Consider the following 18,023-nt stretch of genomic DNA (forward strand, 5'->3'; position numbering starts at 1 on the left):
ATATATCGGCGCAGTATACCTTATAGATGTTCGACAACAAAATTCCTTTTTATTAACTAAAATGGGGGTAAACAGCTATTATTTATCTAATGGAAATTATCGGGCTATTTGAATTTCTCTATATTTCATATAAAGAACTTTTAAACGCTCATATCAATACTGCGTAAAAAAGTCAGTAATATCTCTTTATCACCACTGGCATCTAATTCATCAATAACGATTTGCAAGGCAAGCATATCAATTCCTACCCCAAAAGCATCACGTAACGAAGATGGGCCTAGTATAGGCAAAACTAAATAAGGTCCTGGGGCAATGCCCCATAAACCCAGTGTTTGACCAAAGTCTTCATTTTGTTTATCTAGACCTATTTTCGTTACTACATCAAATACACCAAAAATACCAAGAGTGGTATTTACCGCAAAACGACCAAGAGTTTCAACGCCAACACTAGGTTTACTTGTAAAAGTGCGTTGATAAAAACAGAAAGCTCTCCTACGTTTGTAAAAAAATACTAACCGCTCTTTCAACAAAGTCAGGTGTTATCGCTTTATAACCAGCAACAACAGGTAAAGTATGTATTCGTCTGTTTTTGCATAAAGTCATACATACGTCGATTGAACCCTTGCCAAGGATCGTCATATCGATTAGTAACCGCTATTTTTTGATAGGCTAAAGACAACTTCACTCGAGGCGCTTCGACATTACCTTCAATAAAAGACAAATAAATAGGGTCATTAAAGCCAATTATTTCACACTCAATATTTTATTAAGCTAAATACTCTCGTTGTTTTTTGTACTGTGTTGAACAAGGTTAATTCTTCGACTAATCAAATATTAAGCAATATAAAGTGGTATTTAAGCTAAATATAACGCCTTTTTTTCAATACTTGCCTATAGTTAACATCTAGTAAAAGTTAATTAAAATAATAAAAACATTAATTTTTTGGAATAGGTTATCTCATGAAAATATTGATAAAATGGATGCTATCACTACTATTTACCTTAAGTGTATTACCTAATGCACAAGCCTACGACGATGAAAAAATAGTACCAAGCCCTATAGAGGGATCCTTAATTAGTGACTGGGCCAATTCGGCGGTAATTTTTGAGGCTTTAGATAAAGGTTATGATTTAGAAGCCATAGGGTTCCCTCTGACAAGCAAAGCCACTGCCCCATCTGAGACACGATTAATCAACAAATCTGAAACTCACCAAATAGCGATCGTTTTTGATAATAAAGCTTTTAGTGCCCAAAGTGGTTTTTCACACCAGGGGCTTGATCAAATTAATGAACAGACTTTTTTTATTCAAGGCAGTTACCGAGTACTACAACAAGAAAATTTTGCCTTACTTGTTACTGCAAAAATAGAGTCTTTAAGTGATCACTCAATCTACCAGTTTTACAGTAATGACTTTGTTTCAAGCGAAGTATCTTCCAGAGATATTAACGGCGCAAAATCCTATGCTAGGTTTGGTATTCTAGGTCAATATTCAATAAACAATAACTGGTATGTGAGCGGAGGGTTAACATCAACAGCTCATGAAGATTCTACAAACAATTTACCTATTAATAATATTCAAAAAGAACAAGTAGCGATATTTGGTACCACCTATATTTTTTAATCTTTGGTCGCAGTAAGATCAATAGAATTTCGTCACCACAAAAGAGGCGCTAAAACATCATTAGAATGGCAAAGGTCACTATAAGATCAATAGAATGACGTAATCAAAAAGGGTCGCTGTGAGATCAATAAAAAAGCGCTACCATAAAATGGTAGCGCTTTTTTTATCATGCTATTTAATGTTACTTTAGCTGACTAGAATAAGCTTTCATCAATATCAAACAAAGTATCACAACCCGCTTTTATCGACGCAGTCAATGACAAACGACGTGGTAACAAACGTGCGAAGTAGTAGCGTGCTGTTTTTATTTTACTTTCATAAAATTCATCGCTTGAACTTTCTTTAGCCAAAGCGGATTCAGCCATTTTAGCCCAAACAAATGCCATTGCTGTGTAACCAAATACATGCAGGTAATCGTTAGCCGATGTACCTAACTCTTCAATATTCCCTTGCGCTGCTTTAAGGATATGCTGAGTTAATTCAGCTAAATCAATATTGGCATCTTTTAAAGGTTGAATAAATTCTTGCATGTTATCGGCAGAAGTTTGTTCAATGTAAGTGTTCACTTCATTGATAAAAGTCTGCATTAACTCGCCCTTACTAGCGGCTACTTTTCTTGCTAATAAGTCCATCGCTTGAATGCCATTAGTGCCTTCGTATATTTGCGCGATACGAACATCACGAACCAGCTGCTCTTGTCCCCATTCACGGATATAACCATGACCACCTAAGACTTGTTGACCTGCAACGGTATTATCAAGACCTAAATCGGTAAAAAAGGCTTTCGCTAAAGGAGTCATTAAAGCTGATAAACTCTCACCCTTAGTTTTTAATTCGCCTTCGCCATAGGTTGCCATATCCAGTGTCATTGAAATGTACGTAGACAATGCGCGTGAACCTTCAGTTAATGCCTTCATGTTAAGTAACATACGACGTACATCACCATGAACAATGATAGGATCAGCTGCTTTCTCTGGATACTTAGCGCCTGACAATGAACGACCTTGTAAGCGTTCTTTTGCATATTCTAAAGCATTCTGGTAAGAACGTTCTGCCGCACCAATACCTTGAATACCAACACCAATACGTTCAAAATTCATCATAGTGAACATGCAGGCTAAGCCTTTATTCTCTTCGCCAACTAAGTAACCTTTTGAGCTATCAAAATTCATTACACAAGTTGCTGAAGCGTGAATACCCATTTTATGTTCAATGGAACCACAGCTCACATTATTAAAATCACCTAATGACTCATCGTCATTGACTTGATATTTAGGGACTAAAAATAATGAAATACCACGAGGGCCGGCTGGCGCACCGGGTAATTTCGCCAATACTAAATGGACAATATTTTCAGTGATATCGTGTTCGCCAGCAGTAATAAATATTTTTGTACCACTAATGGCAAAGCTACCATCGTCTTCAGGAACAGCTTTAGTGTAAATCAATCCTAAATCAGTACCAGAATGAGGCTCAGTTAAACACATGGTTGCCATCCAGTCGCCTGCATACAAACGTGTTAAATAGCGCTCTTTCAATTCGTCTGTCGCATGCTTAGCAATCGACAAGCCAGCGCCAGCGGTTAGCCCTGGATATAATGAAAAGGCGATATCTGCTGAACAGAGCATTTCTTCGTGTAATGCCGTGATCACTTTAGGCATACCCATACCACCAAAGTCAGGTTCGCCACCTAAGCCTGTCCAACCACCATCAGCGTAAGTTTTAAATGCTTCTTTATAACCTGGAGCGGTTGTTACTTTACCTTCATTGAAACTTACACCAATTTCATCACCTTGGCGTGAAAGCGGGGCAATTTCTTGCTCAGCTATTTTTGCACATTCTTGTAAGATGGCTTGCGCGGTCTCGCGATCGACATGCTCTGATAAGGTAGGCATTGACTGCCACATTGCTTCCATTGAAAAAACATCATATAACAAAAAATTCATATCTTTTAATGGTGCTTGATAATCAGCCACGGTATTCCCCTAATATTTTTAAATGTTACGACAAATAACATTGTAATTTAACTTTTGAAACAATCATTTCAAACATGCGTTTGAATATAGCAAAATCTGCTTAAAAGTAAAGCGTCAACGATAAATATTAAGTCATCTTTTGTTGATTGGTATGAAAAGTAAAAATGCGTTAATGTTAGCATAGGTAATATCTTTGCTAGTGGTTTGATTATTTTCGATGACTTCTCCTATGTTAACTAAATTTTTATGCATAACGCTTTGCTGTTTAATGCCCTCTTTGGCCTTAGCCGAGCAACTCGCCTTTTCAAAAGTAGAAAAAGGAGATAATTACCAATTTAATTATCAATGGCTTGATTATCAGGGTGAAACACAAAGCCTACAATTTTTACTGGCTAAAAAAGCAATATTCGATCGTTTTAGAAACTTCAAAGTATTTAAAGCTGATATGGCAAAATATTCAATTAATAATGCCCTACAAAAGAAATTACGTGCAGAGCCTATCCGTGGGGTAATGATTGATTTTAATAAAAATTCCACAAATGATGAAATTGTCATAAAAGGACGAAACAACCAAACAATCAATGCCGCCTACGCTAGAGTTTATGAGTTAAAGCAAGCGTTAAGTGATCAATATTTAGCAGATAATTACTATCATCAATTTATAACTCATGATCAAATTAACGCGGTAAAACCAGACCATGGACGATTTGCAAATATTGCCAGCATTGATTTAAAGCCGGTAAAGCCTATTATTCTTAAAAAGTTTTCAATAAAAAACATTCGAAAAGTTACCGACTATGTTTTAGGATTTATACAAAGTATTCCCTATGCAACTTTAGAATCAAGAGTAACCGCCTCTGGAGCAGGTTTTAATCCACCATTAAAGTTATTATGGGAAAACCAAGGTGATTGCGACAGTAAAGTCACGTTAACAGCGGCAATTTTACGTAGCCTAATGCCACGTATAAAAATGATTCTAGTCTTTATTGATAATCACGCTTTACTCGGTATTCAAATGCCTGTGCAAGCAAATGATCAAACAGTTGTTATTGATGGCATATCGTATGTGCTAGCAGAGCCAACAGGGCCTAGGCTTTTACCTTTAGGAGAAATAGCTCCCGCTTCAGAGTTAGCGGTAGGTAACGGGCATTACACAGCAGAGCGGTTCCATAAAAAGGTAAAGCGAGCATTAAAAACAGACCTTAATAATACGACTGTAGTGGGTAAGGAACCATAACACCGAGCTGTTATTAATGTGAATAACGATGAGTTATTGCAATTAATTAAGCACGTCTAAAATACTCGAAAGTAGTAATTCAGCACTGATAGGTTTTGCCATATGCTTATTCATACCCGCTGCTAAGCTTCTCTGCTTGTCTTCTTCACGGGCGTGCGCCGTCATCGCGATAATGGGTAAGTTATGAAATTCTTTTTGTTGGCGTATTTGCCTAGTCGCTGTTAAACCATCCATGATCGGCATTTGAATATCCATAAGCACAACATCAATATGGTGCTGCTTATCGGTCAATATTTCCAACGCTTCTTTACCATGACCCGCAATAATGACATTGGCTTGCATCGTTTTTAATAGCTCTTTTGCCACCAACTGATTAACTAAATTATCCTCAACCAATAAAACATTAATACCTTTTAAATTATCAATATCTTGCGACAGGCTTTGCAAAGGAATCGATTCGTCAATAGCTGCTTCAGCCGCAAGCTCTCTAGCTGTTATGACTGAAAATAGCTTACTGATAAAGCTTCGATAAAGTGGTTTTTCTAGCAAGATATAAGAAAGTTTTAATGCCTCAATACGTTCAATGATTTCACTGGAAATACCTTTAGCCATTGGATGACTTATCGCTAATAAAATCTGGTTATCAAGACAGCTTTGATATATTTTTTCTGGATATTTATTAATGCTTTGTTCGTCAATAATCAGCACTACATTTTCATTGTTCTTATATTTGTCGAGTTCCGATAACGCCGTGATATTAACATGGCTTATTTGAGAACCCGCTAGATGACCTATTAACGATTCAGATAATTCTTGAGAATAACTGCACAAGGTCAGTGCTGATTTTTTGCTTGATGCTTTATTTTCAACAACGTTAAAAGGTAAAACAAAAGTAAAGCTAGTGCCTTTACCTAAGTCACTTTTCAAGGAAATGTCACCCGATAAAAGATTGATAATTTGCTGACAAATAGATAACCCTAATCCTGAACCACCATATTCGCGGGTCATCGATTCATCTGCTTGACGAAATGCTTCGAATAAGTGACCTTGTTTTTCTTGAGCTATACCTATACCTGTATCAGCAACGATAAAGCGTACTAATACCGGTGAGTCATCAAAGGTGGTGCCTGCAGCATCATTGCCCGTATTAACTTTTTCAACTGTTAGTGAAATTTCACCTTGGTGGGTGAACTTCATCGCATTATTAAGTAAGTTTGTTAGTACTTGCACCAATCTCATATCATCAGTTAAGACAATATCTGGCACATCAACCGCAATATTTATCTTTAGAGATAATTGTTTTTCACTGATCATACCGATATTAAGTTTAACGGCTTGGTCGACTATTTTGTCAATACTGGCGGGCATTTTTATAACAGACATATTGCCAGATTCTATTTTGGCTAAATCAAGCACTTCATCAACCAAATGTAAAAGGGACACAGATGCACCTTCAGCATTTAATATATGTTGCTGCTGTTCATTCGTTAAACGTGTTCTGGCTAATAAAAATAGCATACCTTTAATCGCATTAATCGGCGTGCGTATTTCATGGCTCATATTAGCTAAAAACTGACTTTTTGCTTGGTTAGCATATTCAGCTTGGTTTTTTGCTTGTTCCAAAGCGACATTCGCCGAATACTGCGCGGTAACATCACGTACTAAATTGATAGTGCCAACAATTTCAGCGGTTTGACTATATAACTGGTTACTAAACACCTCATAAGTATTAGCCGGTGTTTCAACAACCTCTGCTAATCCTTGTTCTGTTGACCGTGTTAATGACGCTTCAGACATAGCGACTAATGACTGACCTAACTCGACACTGACTACTTCATTACTACACTTACCAATTAAATCTAGTGAGCCTGCTTGAACAAAGTTTTCAAACGCTTTGTTATACCCCATCATGGTGCCATCTAAGTCGTTAAAAATGATGTAATCAGGAATAGCATCCATCACCGAACGCAGCAAAGCATAGTCACGTTGGTGTTGTTCACTCTTAAGGCGTAACGCTTGGGTTTTTTCGTTAACACGCGTATCAAGAATCACATTTTGATCTTTCATTTGCTGCAATAAAGTACGATTTTGTCCAAAAATATCTTCAACAATTTTAAACCAATATGACCAGTCCGCTGGAGGTTTTACTTTACCTGGATCACCATGCGAGCAATGTTCAATATGATTAATAAATTCTTTAGTGGGCTTCATAAAGGTTTTGCGCGTTACGATATAGATGATACTCATAAAGGCAAATAGCCCGACAAAAAACAAAACCAGCATCAAGATAAATCGATTAAAAATAGAGGCAGTAAATTCTTGATAAGGTTGGTACTTAAGGAGAACCCAACCATTAATAGGTAGTTGATATTTTTGAATGAGCCAAGTGCCCTCTTTGTGACTGTCGGGTAATTGATTAATGCGCTGATAGGAATAACTTTCTAATTGCTTTGGTGCAATATCTTGCCAAGTCAGCTTGGTTGATAAGGCTTGATTATCAGCCGTTTTGTGGATGAGAATATTGTTCTTTTCATCAAGCAATATTAACGCTTGATTAGGTTTACTAATATCAGGCAAACCATCACTCAAACTTGATAAACTAAAGTCCATTAGCACCGCGCCAGCGAGTGATCGATTACGATAGACAGCGGTGCCTAACGAAGCACTCAAGCCTTTACCTGCTGAATCTAAATAAGGTGGTGACCAAAAGAAATTGTCGTCGCCAGGCAATAGCGTTTTAATGCTATTGATATTGTCATTATTTAAGTTATGTTCTGAGAACCGCCAACTATCACGCCCTATCCAAGGATATAGGCTAACAAATTGATTTAAAGAGATGTAATAAAACCAATTAGATTCTTTAATTGAATTTTTGGCAATAATAAATGCTGGCGTTAACGCATTTGCCATTGCCAGCTCTTGCTTTTGTAACTCATCAAAATCAGCAACCTGCCCGATACCCGTTATACTTCCTCGGTAATTTTTTCGATGAGCAAAAGAATCTCGGCTATTTTTCTTTAAATAGAATTCATTACCGTCTTGTTCAAGTGGCGGGGTTGTAGCAAGTAACTCTTCGGGGAAAGAAAGATGATAATTAGCAAATTTTTTAATGCCAGCAATACTTTTCAACCCCAAAATCAAGGTGTTTTCTAACTGCTTAGCACGTGTAGTTAAGGTGCGAAGTTCTCGTGCCTGATATGAATCTAACTCAATAAAATATCGGTAAGACGCTATCGACATAGCAATCAATGTTATTACGATAAATACAGCCAAAACAGAACGATTGTAACGACTAAACACCTGTTCTTTGGAGGACTTATCAAACACTGTTGCAACCTTATATTTATTCAGATAATTTTAATTTATAACAATTAATACATCTTACTTAAAATAGTCTTTGATAACTAGTCGCACGGCTAAGTCGGTCAATTATCAAAACTAAAGGCTCAAAAATGAGCCTTTAAATATCACCTATAAAATCAGCTGACCCTATAAATTTTCCTCGGCAAAAGAAGCTAATCGACTTCTCACCACACCATTTAGATTAATAGTTGAGCTGCCTGAAAAGTCTTTAAAACGTTCAACAATATAGGTTAGCCCTGACGTAACCGCCGTTAAATAATTACTATCAATTTGAGCAAGATTACCTGAACAAACCAGCTTAGTACCCTCACCGCAACGAGTGATAATTGTTTTTAATTGCGATGCCGTTAAGTTTTGACATTCGTCGAGCAAAACCAAAGAGTTTTGAATACTTCTGCCGCGCATAAAATTCACTGACTTAAACTGAATATTGGCTTTTTCCATAATGTAATCAAGGCTACCATTCATATTTTCATCTTGTTTATGCAACACTTCTAATGAATCGGTAATAGCCGCGAGCCAAGGCGCCATTTTTTCTTCTTCTGTTCCGGGTAAAAAGCCAATAGACTCAGCAATTTCTGGAGTACTGCGCGTAACGATGACTTTATCATAGAGGCCACGTTCTATTACTTGTTCAAGCGCTGACGCCAGCGCTAGCAGTGTTTTCCCACAACCTGCTGGCCCAGTAAGAATCACTAAATCTATGCTTGGGTCAAGTAAAGCATCCAATGCCATCCCCTGGTAGATGTTTTTTGGATGGATCCCCCACGCTTGTTTTGCCATTAAACGGTCTCGGCTTAAATCCATTATCGACAATTTTTCGTCATCCCAACCAGTAACTTTGCCGGCAAAGTTCTCACTATCATCAATAAGATATTCATTCATGTAAGTATTAGGAAGGACATCACGCTTAACATAGTGGGTGGTATTTCGGCCTTCAGTTTCACTCTCACACTCATTAACATGTTGCCAAAAGTCACCTTCAAACTTGTGATAGCCTTTCGTTAAAAATTTAATATCATCGATAAGCTGATCTGTACGGTAATCCTCAACATAAGCCAAACCTGCGCCTTTAGCTTTTAAGCGCATATTAATATCTTTAGTGACCAAGACAACTTTATTGGGCGCCTTTTTTTCCTGTAGGTATAAAGCCGCGTTAATAATACGATTGTCATTTTCATTAAAAGATAACCGGCCAGCTTTTTGCTCTAAGGTATAATCATTAAAGATTGATAAACAACCACTGGGATGTTCGTCATCATTTTGAGGTAATTTAACACCCGCAAGTACTTCTTCAGGAGTGGCATCGACAAGCATATCTTCAAGTGCACGTATCGCAACACGGGCATCTCGACTAACATCTTTGCGGCGGTCTTTAATGGAGTCTAATTCTTCAAGCACAGTCATGGGGACGACCACGTCGTGCTCTTTAAAAGAGAGAAAAGCGAAAGGTTCGTGTAATAAAATATTTGTGTCTAATACGTAAAGAATTTTTTCATCATTCATACAAAGATCTCCTATCTAAGTTAACGTGACACAGAAGAATCGTTAAGTAAGCTTAATCACTTAGTCTTCAACTGCGACTAAAAAACCAAAAACAGTAACTATACCTTTACCGATCACCTTATTACGTGAATGATAACTTTACTTTGCCAGCTAAATTTATCACTGGCAAGTGGCATCGAAAGATTATTTGTCCTCAGACAAACTTTATTGCCGCCTTTTGTAAATTCTCGGCATTTTTTGGTGATCCTAACTATGATTAACGTTACTATAGCGCCCTTTTTTAATGCCGTATTGGCGTGTTCTGTTGCACAAGTTTTTAAAAATCGTGCAAGGTTTTAATTTTTGGAGTTTTTATATGGTTTTTTACCCTGGTCAACGATGGATAAGTGACGGAGAGTCGGATCAAGGATTAGGCACGGTACTAACGGTTGAACACCGTTTTGTTTCTATTTTATTTACCGCTACCGGTGAATCGCGCCAATATGCCATAGCAAATGCACCATTAACACGTGTTATTTTCAACCAAGGGGATAGTATTCCTAGCCACGAAGGCTGGATGCTTATCGTTGAAGAGGTTGAAGATATTGACAACTTACTCACTTACCATGGTAAGCGCCAAGATACCGGTGAAGAAACGTCACTAAAAGAAGTGATGATTGACCACTTTATCAAATTTAATAAACCGCACGATCGATTGCTTAATGGTCAAGTTGACCGTCTCGACTGGTTTCGTTTACGCAAAGATAGCTTAAAACACCAGCATACTCAGCAGCAATCGCCATTAATGGGTTTAAGTGGTGGCAGAGTCAGTTTAATTCCTCATCAACTTTATATCGCTGAAGAAGTTGGCTGTAGATTTGCACCTCGCGTGTTACTTGCCGATGAAGTTGGTTTAGGTAAAACCATTGAAGCTGGCCTCATTATTCACCAGCAGCTTGTTACCGGTCGTGCACAACGTATTTTAATTATTGTGCCTGAATCACTTATGCATCAGTGGTTGGTAGAAATGTTACGCCGTTTTAACTTACATTTTAGTATTTTTGATAGTGAACGTTGCCAAGAAATAAAAAACTCAGGTGAACAAGAAAATCCATTTAGTACTGAACAACTTGTTTTGGTTAATTTAGATTTTGTTACCAAAAATCCAGAGTGGTATGAAGAGCTCATTGCTGAGGACTGGGATTTAATGGTAGTTGATGAAGCTCACCACTTAAATTGGCATCAAGACAACCCTAGCATTGAATATTTATGTATTGAGCAACTAGCCCAGACTATCCCTGGGGTTTTGTTATTAACAGCAACACCAGATCAACTTGGTCATGAAAGCCACTTTGCACGTTTACGCTTGCTTGACCCTGACCGTTTCTTTGATTATCAAAAATTTACAGAAGAAGAAAGCCATTATACTGAAGTCGCCAATGCCGCCAATGCTTTGGTTGCTAAAGATGCTTTGTCGCCAGCACAACAAGCAACATTGACTAAGCTATTAAAAGAAACTGATATCAGTCAACATTTAATAAACATCAATATAGCATTGCCCAGCGATAATGAAATACTCGCGCAAGATGCATCAAGAGAACAAGTGCTAACACAACTACTCGACCGTCATGGCACTGGCCGTATTCTTTTTAGAAACAGCAGAAATACCATAAAAGGTTTCCCTGAGCGTGAATTGCATTCTACGCCTTTAGCTTTACCAGAGGCTTATCAAGAGCAAATCAATGAGTTTTTATTATCGGACACTAGTGAAAATTTAAAAACCTTGGCTCAAGCTAAACAAGTTTTTACGCCTGAAATTTTGTTTTCGTTAAACAGCCATGAAAATTGGACTGATATCGACCCTCGTGTTGACTACTTAATCGAACTTTTACAAACATTGAAAAAAGAAAAGTTATTGGTCATTTGTGCGCATGCACAAACTGCGATTGACTTAGAAGCGGCGTTACGCGTAAAAGAAGGTATTCGTGCAGCGGTCTTTCATGAAGGTTTGAGTATATTCGAACGCGACAAAGCCGCTGCTTATTTTGCCCAAGACGAAGACAGTGCACAATGTTTACTCTGTTCTGAAATAGGCAGTGAAGGTCGAAACTTCCAATTCGCCCATCACCTAGTGTTATTTGACTTACCGAGCAACCCTGATCTTTTAGAACAGCGTATTGGTCGTTTAGACCGTATTGGACAAACACAAACCATTCGTTTGCATGTTCCCTATTTTACTGACTCTGCACAAGGATTACTTTTTGACTGGTATCAAAATGGTTTAAACGCTTTTGAACATACTTGTATCACTGGCCGAGCAATTTTTGATAAGTTTGGTGACGAACTGTTTGATTTAGCCTTAACGGCGCAGTGGCAGTCGACAGCCGCAGAAAAGTTAATCAATGAAAGCCATGATGAGCACTTAACCCTTAAAGCGGAATTAGAGTCAGGACGGGATAAGTTACTAGAATTACGTTCTTCTGGTCAAGGCCGCTCTCACCAACTAGTTAAAGAAATTTCAGCACTGGACCAACAAATTGAATTACCACAATTTATGTTTCAAGTACTTGATGTTTTTGGTATCACTCAAGACGACAAGTCAGATAATGCCATCGCTTTACAGCCTAGTGAGCACATGCTTTGTGGTAATTTCCCTTGCCTGCCTGATGATGGTACAACCATTACTTTTAACCGAGATACTGCGCTAGCTTGTGAAGATTATCACTTATTAACTTGGGACCACCCTATGGTGCGCGGAGCAATGGATTTAGTGCTCAGTGATCAAACGGGTAACTCGAGCATAGGTTTATTGAAAAACCAAGCATTGCCGGCAGGAACATTTTTTATTGAATGTATTTTTACTATCGAAGCAACCGCTCCCAATCACTTACAGCTGGGTCGTTATTTACCGACGACACCCATACGTGTTTTGGTTGATAAGAATGGCACTGACTTGGCAGATAAAGTGGGTGAAAATGTTCTAGATCAACAGCTTGCACCCGTTAAAAAACAAGTAGCGCTACAATTGGTTAAAGCCTTGAAAGATCAAGTAACACCTTTAGTAGCAAAAGCTGAAGCACATGCTAAGCCACAGGTTTTGAGCATTCAAGAAAAAGCCCTAGCCAATATGCATAAAACGCTAGATGCAGAATTTCAACGCTTAACAGCACTAAAAACTATCAACCCAAGTGTTCGCCAGCAAGAGCTCGACTTTATCAAAGTACAGCAAAGTGAATTAAGCCACTACATAGGTAAAGCACAGTTGAAATTTGAAGCGATACGTTTAATAGTGGTGAGTAACTAACGATGTCAAGCCAACACGAAACTCCAAACGATCAGCAGGCACAACAAAAAGTTGTGCCTATGGCGCCAAACCCAGAGTTTGTTTATTGCCCGCCTATGTCGCCTTACCTTGATATAATTTATCGCGATAATGATATTGTGGTGATCAACAAGCAAAGTGGTTTATTAACCGTGTCAGGTCGCTTACCCGCTCATAAAGATTGTTTACAAAGTCGAGTGAATAAAGTGCTGCCAACCGCAACGGTAGTTCATCGATTAGATATGGCAACATCTGGTATATTGATCATGGCGTTACATAAACCTGCACATGTCGCAATTAGTCGAATGTTTCAGCAACGCGAAACGAAAAAAAGCTATATTGCCCGTGTCTATGGTCATATGAAAGATGATAATGGTTCGGTCGATCAACCGCTTATTTGTGACTGGCCAAATCGTCCACGACAAATGGTTGACCATGAACGTGGTAAACAGTCGTTGACCCATTACCGAGTATTATCACGCGATACTGATGCTAACTCGGTGCCAAGTACCTTAGTTGAATTAACCCCGATAACAGGGCGTTCTCATCAACTACGTGTCCATATGTTATTTTTAGGCCACCCTATTTTGGGTGACAGATTATACTCACATGAGTCAGCGGTTACGGCAAGTGCACGGTTATTATTGCATGCGCAAATGTTAGAGCTCGCACATCCATGTATAGAAAAGACACTCACTTTCAAAGTTCCTTGCCCGTTTCTTTGATAAGCATTTTTTCTGGTTAAGAAAATAAAGTATTTGCCGATAATTGATCATACGTCCATTAAACAATTTTCGGTAAGTACTCACCGCCTATAATTTTAAGGAACATATGTCTTTACGTGTTTTAGCTTCATTAATCATTTTCTGTCTATTTAGCCTTGTTACTATTAACAGTTATGCATTGTTATACCAAGAAGAAAATAAAACCGAAAAGCCAAAAGTTCCAGAGCAGCAAGAGGCGACAAAAACAGCGGATGAATCCGGTGATGCCAGTAAAGTAGCTCCTAAAAAACGTCCAGAAATTTTCGCCCCTATTAATTCGCTACTGCAACAAGAACAAGATCTGACTCATTACCTAACGGCTGAAAAAATAACGCCTATGTTAGCTGGCGCTCAAGACTTTATTACCATTATCAATGAAAATACCGCCAGTAATCAAAAAGGGGTAATGATACTGCTCCCTGACTGGGGAATGAGTGCAAAAAGTAGCAACGCTTTAAATTATCTACAAAAAGTACTGCCTAGCCAAGGTTGGACAACCATAGCTATTCAGCCACCAAGTATCCCTTTAGGTTACCCTTCTCGCGCATTAAAGCGATCGATTCAACTCGAAGACGATGATAAAACCTTACTGGCACACAAAGAACATTTGACCGAACTAATGACGGCGGTGATGGAAAAAGCTAAAGATTATCCTGGTATATTTGTCGTGGTATCAAAAGGCAGTCATGCCATATTACTGGCCAATTTATACAGTACCGGTAAACTACAATCGCCAAGTGCTATGGTCATGCTTAGTGGTTATATGAATACTACAGAGCAAAGCCTCTCATTTGCTAAAGTACTGGCGACCAGTGAGTTTCCTCTCTTAGATATCTATCTGTCAAGAGAGCAGCAATTAGCGACCTCTGCCGCTAAAATTCGTAAAGCACAAGCAGTTAAAGAAATGAAAGTCTATTATCGACAAACTGAACTGCACAATAATCAAATTGGCTATTACCCTGAAAAAGCGTTGTTAAGGTCAATAAATGGCTGGCTTAAATCTATTGGTTGGTAACATCTGCTATAAACTCAAACGCTGATCTCAATAAGTTACTACCCCGTTAGCTACAATCAACAAAAAGCCCCCGCTGAAGTTATCCTCAGCGGGGGCTTTTTAATCGTTAATACAAGTTAATTCATTAGCTAACCATTATCAGCAGAGCGATTAGCACTTATAGCTTAAACTCTTGCACTGACTGTTGTAATTCTTCAGCTAACTTAGCGACTTCATTACTTGATTGTGCCGTTTGCTGTGCACCTGCCGTTGTTTGTTCAGCAATGGCAACAATAGATTCTAAATTAACGCTAATCTCATGAGCGACGACACTTTGTTCTTCAGCAGCCGCGGCAATTTGAGTACTTTTATCAAATGCCTCGTGAACCGAATGAGTAATAGTTTGCAGCGCTTTCTCAGCTTCTTCGCTCTGCTCTACACAATTTGCGGCTTGCTTCTTACCCGTATCCATAACGCCAACAGCTCGTTGAGCACCGGTTTGCAGTACCTCAATCATGTTTTGTATTTCTTGTGTAGACACTTGCGTTCTACTAGCTAGCGTTCTTACTTCATCAGCAACTACGGCAAAACCACGACCTTGCTCTCCGGCACGAGCGGCTTCAATAGCTGCGTTTAATGCCAGTAAGTTAGTTTGCTCAGCTATGCCGCGAATGACATCAAGAATACCACCGATAGAAGCACTGTCTTGCTGTAGTTTATTGATAACTTGTGCTGCTTCTTCAACTTCGTCAGCAAGTAAGCCGATAGTTTGGCGATTACGTTCAGAAATAATTTTTATACGCTTGGCTTCGTCATCAGCTTGCTTTATTTCACCTAGTGTATCATTAGCACTAGATAGTACACTTTGAGAAGTACTGCTCATTTGCGTAGTCGCAGAAGCGGCTTGTTCAACTTGTGAACGTTGCTCTGCAATAGCAATGGTACCTTGTGCGGTTACCGCTGAAGTTTCTTCTGCGGCAGTTGCTAGTTGTGTAGAGCGACTAACAATACCTTGAATAAGCGTACGCAAACTATCAATTAATAAATTACAGTTACGTGATAATTCAGCAAATTCATCTTTACCCGTTTCATCTAACTTATGAGATAAATCACCAGAAGCAACGATGTTAAGCATTTTATTAACCAAAGACAGTGGTCGGGTAATACTAAGCAGTGTAAACCAAGCAATACCAATTGCGGCAACAATTGAAAAAATCATAATACCTATAGTTTGTGAGTTACCATCGGCCACTTTTTCTTGAACAAGTTTACCCGCCGTCATCGCAGTTTGATTCGCTAAATCGACTTGTTTTTCTAAAATGGCATTGGCTTTTTTGATGTCACGTTCTGCAGCATCTAAGTTTTCTGTTGCGACTTTAAGGGCAATCAGTTGTTTATCTTTGTGAGAAAAAATATCATTGTTAGAGTTAATTAATTCAGTTAATTCACTCAAAGCAACAGACAAATCATCAGCTACATCTTCGGCGCCTTGATTAGATAGCTCGGATATAATATCGGTAAATGATTTATTTACATCAACAAAGCTATTGGATATTTGGTTACCGACTAAATCTGTTGACGACCTGTCGATTAAACCTCGATATTCAAGTGCTGAGCTTACTAGCCCATTAAGTAAGGTTTCAATACTTTCACCTAAACTAACAGCTCGCTGAAGCTTAGTGTCAGCTAAGTCGTGGTCGGCAAGGTCTAGTAACATCGTAGCTGCATCATCAGCTTTTTCTTCAAGGTTAGCTATTTTTTCTCTTAAAATAAGCGCTTGATTAATACTGGCTTGCCTATTACTAAAAACCAATCCTATTTCTTTTTCGAGTTCTGCATAAACTGAATCGACTTGACCTAGATTAGTTAATAAAGAATTTTCATTTCGCACCACTTGCTTTAATTTCTTCAGCTCAGTAGTAAAGTCATCTTTATCTTGATTATATGCCGTAAGATTATTATTAAGTGGCGTTAATTCGGTTTGATAATATGCACGTAAAGTAAGGTTACCTATTTGGGTTAAGGTGTTAGCAAGCTTGTTACTCCCTTTTAATGTAGGGATCGCCAACTCACTTTGTTGTACAGTAGAGCCTTTAATTATGTTCAAATTCCATAGAGATATAGCACTAGTTATTACTAGTAAGACTGCAATAATGGCAAAACCACCCATTATTTTCATTGCTACCGTTAAATTCATAAATGTCACCGTGTAAATAGATAGTATTGAGTACGAGTGTAAACTAAATTAATTGCTACTTCCTTGAATGCAGGCCTATATTTTCAAAGCCAATAATCATAGCTTATTTGTCATTATTGTCGATTAGATTATCGGTTAATATTGTTAAAAACTTAACCGTTAATTTTATTATAACAAGCTTAAGCTATTTTTCACCTTTAGTTATTGCTTTATCATAAGTTTTTTTATTTTTGTTTTGCACTGTGGCAAGGCTCAGTAAACAACTGCTTGTCAGACCATCGTAATAACGTTAGATGTCCGCCCCAGACGCACCCTGTATCTAATGCATAAATATTGTCAACAGGACAGTGCCCCATTAATGAAGCCCAATGACCAAATATCCAACTATAATTTGTTTGTTTTTGTGTAAACTCAAACCAAGGTTTTATATGGGCAGGTGCTTGCTCAACTGCAAGCTTACATGAAAACTCTAAGCCATAATCGAGTTGGCAATAACGCATTCTGGTCAGTGAGTTAACGGTCACTCGAAATTTTTCATCAGCAGATTTTGCCAAAGACCATAGATTAGGTTCTTCACCATACATTATGGCTAACCAATCATTTCTTAGCGCTGATGCTAGCTTGATATTAACATCGTTTGCTTGTTCCATAGCTTCTGCAGGTGTCCAAAAGGGTGGCAAACCTGCATGACTCATATAAACATTTTCATTGGGTAACTTTTGGATAAGCGGTTGACTAGCAAGCCAACCCATTAACTCATCAACGTCTGCAGCAGCTAATAATTCATCGAAACAATCGCTAGCTTTTGCTTTTTTCAAGCCACCATAAATAGCTAATAAGTGCAGGTCATGATTACCTAAAACCACTCGAGCACTATTACCCAGTGCTTTTATATATCTCAGCGTTTTTAAGGAGTCTGGACCTCTAGCAACCAGATCACCCGCTAGCCAAAGCTGGTCAGTTTCAGGCGAAAAGGCAACTTGGTCTAGTAAGGCGCGTAGTTCGTGGTAACAGCCTTGAATATCTCCGACAAAATAGATAGCCATAAACGAAGCGTCGCAG

12 protein-coding genes are annotated in these 18,023 nt (G+C 38.4%); 5 read left to right on the forward strand and 7 right to left on the reverse strand.

Annotated elements, in window-relative coordinates; genetic code table 11:
• Positions 1-140: 140 nt before the first annotated feature.
• Positions 141-527: an MlaA family lipoprotein gene (locus H4J69_RS02920; protein ID WP_220465260.1), complete on the reverse strand. Its 387-nt coding sequence runs from the start codon at positions 525-527 to the stop codon at positions 141-143.
• Positions 528-547: 20 nt separating this feature from the next.
• Positions 548-721 (reverse strand): hypothetical protein, encoded by a 174-nt coding sequence (locus H4J69_RS02925; RefSeq protein ID WP_182221747.1) that lies wholly within the window; start codon positions 719-721, stop codon positions 548-550.
• 239 nt (positions 722-960) lie between these two features.
• Between H4J69_RS02925 and H4J69_RS02930 the strand changes: the two genes are divergently transcribed.
• Entirely contained in the window at positions 961-1,623 is a 663-nt protein-coding gene (locus H4J69_RS02930) for a hypothetical protein (protein WP_182221746.1), read from the forward strand.
• 194 nt (positions 1,624-1,817) lie between these two features.
• On the opposite strand, the gene H4J69_RS02935 is transcribed toward H4J69_RS02930, so the two are convergent.
• Positions 1,818-3,599, reverse strand: a complete 1,782-nt coding sequence (locus H4J69_RS02935) for an acyl-CoA dehydrogenase C-terminal domain-containing protein (protein ID WP_182213733.1) — start codon at positions 3,597-3,599, stop codon at positions 1,818-1,820.
• 268 nt (positions 3,600-3,867) lie between these two features.
• On the opposite strand from H4J69_RS02935, the gene H4J69_RS02940 reads away from it, so the two are divergent.
• Positions 3,868-4,836, forward strand: coding sequence for a hypothetical protein (locus H4J69_RS02940; RefSeq protein ID WP_182230234.1), 969 nt, complete (start codon positions 3,868-3,870; stop codon positions 4,834-4,836).
• Between the two features lie 42 nt (positions 4,837-4,878).
• Here H4J69_RS02940 and H4J69_RS20305 read toward each other — a convergent pair whose 3' ends face one another.
• Together H4J69_RS20305 and H4J69_RS02950 are read right to left on the reverse strand one after the other, a co-directional pair.
• Positions 4,879-8,163, reverse strand: a complete 3,285-nt coding sequence (locus tag H4J69_RS20305) for an ATP-binding protein (protein WP_182230208.1) — start codon at positions 8,161-8,163, stop codon at positions 4,879-4,881.
• A gap of 162 nt (positions 8,164-8,325) precedes the next feature.
• On the reverse strand, positions 8,326-9,705 hold the full coding sequence (locus H4J69_RS02950; protein ID WP_182221744.1) for a PhoH family protein: 1,380 nt from the start codon (positions 9,703-9,705) through the stop codon (positions 8,326-8,328).
• Positions 9,706-10,060: 355 nt separating this feature from the next.
• Here H4J69_RS02950 and rapA point away from each other — a divergent pair, with 355 nt between their 5' ends.
• The 3 genes from rapA to H4J69_RS02965 all read left to right on the forward strand — a co-directional run bounded on the left by rapA (position 10,061) and on the right by H4J69_RS02965 (position 14,785).
• On the forward strand, positions 10,061-12,988 hold the full coding sequence (rapA, locus tag H4J69_RS02955; RefSeq protein ID WP_182230209.1) for an RNA polymerase-associated protein RapA: 2,928 nt from the start codon (positions 10,061-10,063) through the stop codon (positions 12,986-12,988).
• 59 nt (positions 12,989-13,047) lie between these two features.
• Positions 13,048-13,731, forward strand: a complete 684-nt coding sequence (locus tag H4J69_RS02960) for a pseudouridine synthase (RefSeq protein ID WP_182230235.1) — start codon at positions 13,048-13,050, stop codon at positions 13,729-13,731.
• A 106-nt stretch (positions 13,732-13,837) separates the two neighbouring features.
• Positions 13,838-14,785, forward strand: coding sequence for a DUF3530 family protein (locus H4J69_RS02965; protein ID WP_182213740.1), 948 nt, complete (start codon positions 13,838-13,840; stop codon positions 14,783-14,785).
• Between the two features lie 157 nt (positions 14,786-14,942).
• On the opposite strand, the gene H4J69_RS02970 is transcribed toward H4J69_RS02965, so the two are convergent.
• Positions 14,943-16,961, reverse strand: coding sequence for a methyl-accepting chemotaxis protein (locus tag H4J69_RS02970; RefSeq protein WP_182230210.1), 2,019 nt, complete (start codon positions 16,959-16,961; stop codon positions 14,943-14,945).
• A 224-nt stretch (positions 16,962-17,185) separates the two neighbouring features.
• Positions 17,186-18,007 (reverse strand): symmetrical bis(5'-nucleosyl)-tetraphosphatase, encoded by an 822-nt coding sequence (locus tag H4J69_RS02975; RefSeq protein ID WP_182213743.1) that lies wholly within the window; start codon positions 18,005-18,007, stop codon positions 17,186-17,188.
• Between the last annotated feature and the right edge of the window lie 16 nt (positions 18,008-18,023).

The sequence above is a fragment of the Colwellia sp. BRX10-9 genome (assembly GCF_014077405.1).
GTDB lineage: Bacteria > Pseudomonadota > Gammaproteobacteria > Enterobacterales > Alteromonadaceae > Colwellia_A.

What these genes read in the sequence shown, in the direction of transcription:
- H4J69_RS02975 (WP_182213743.1), bottom strand. Translation starts at nt 18,007, where the DNA reads ATGGCTATCTATTTTGTCGGAGATATTCAAGGCTGTTACCACGAACTA.
- H4J69_RS02930 (WP_182221746.1), top strand. Translation starts at nt 961, where the DNA reads ATGAAAATATTGATAAAATGGATGCTATCACTACTATTTACCTTAAGT.
- H4J69_RS02940 (WP_182230234.1), top strand. Translation starts at nt 3,868, where the DNA reads ATGCCCTCTTTGGCCTTAGCCGAGCAACTCGCCTTTTCAAAAGTAGAA.
- rapA (WP_182230209.1), top strand. Translation starts at nt 10,061, where the DNA reads ATGGTTTTTTACCCTGGTCAACGATGGATAAGTGACGGAGAGTCGGAT.
- H4J69_RS02960 (WP_182230235.1), top strand. Translation starts at nt 13,048, where the DNA reads ATGGCGCCAAACCCAGAGTTTGTTTATTGCCCGCCTATGTCGCCTTAC.
- H4J69_RS02970 (WP_182230210.1), bottom strand. Translation starts at nt 16,961, where the DNA reads ATGAATTTAACGGTAGCAATGAAAATAATGGGTGGTTTTGCCATTATT.
- H4J69_RS02965 (WP_182213740.1), top strand. Translation starts at nt 13,838, where the DNA reads ATGTCTTTACGTGTTTTAGCTTCATTAATCATTTTCTGTCTATTTAGC.
- H4J69_RS02950 (WP_182221744.1), bottom strand. Translation starts at nt 9,705, where the DNA reads ATGAATGATGAAAAAATTCTTTACGTATTAGACACAAATATTTTATTA.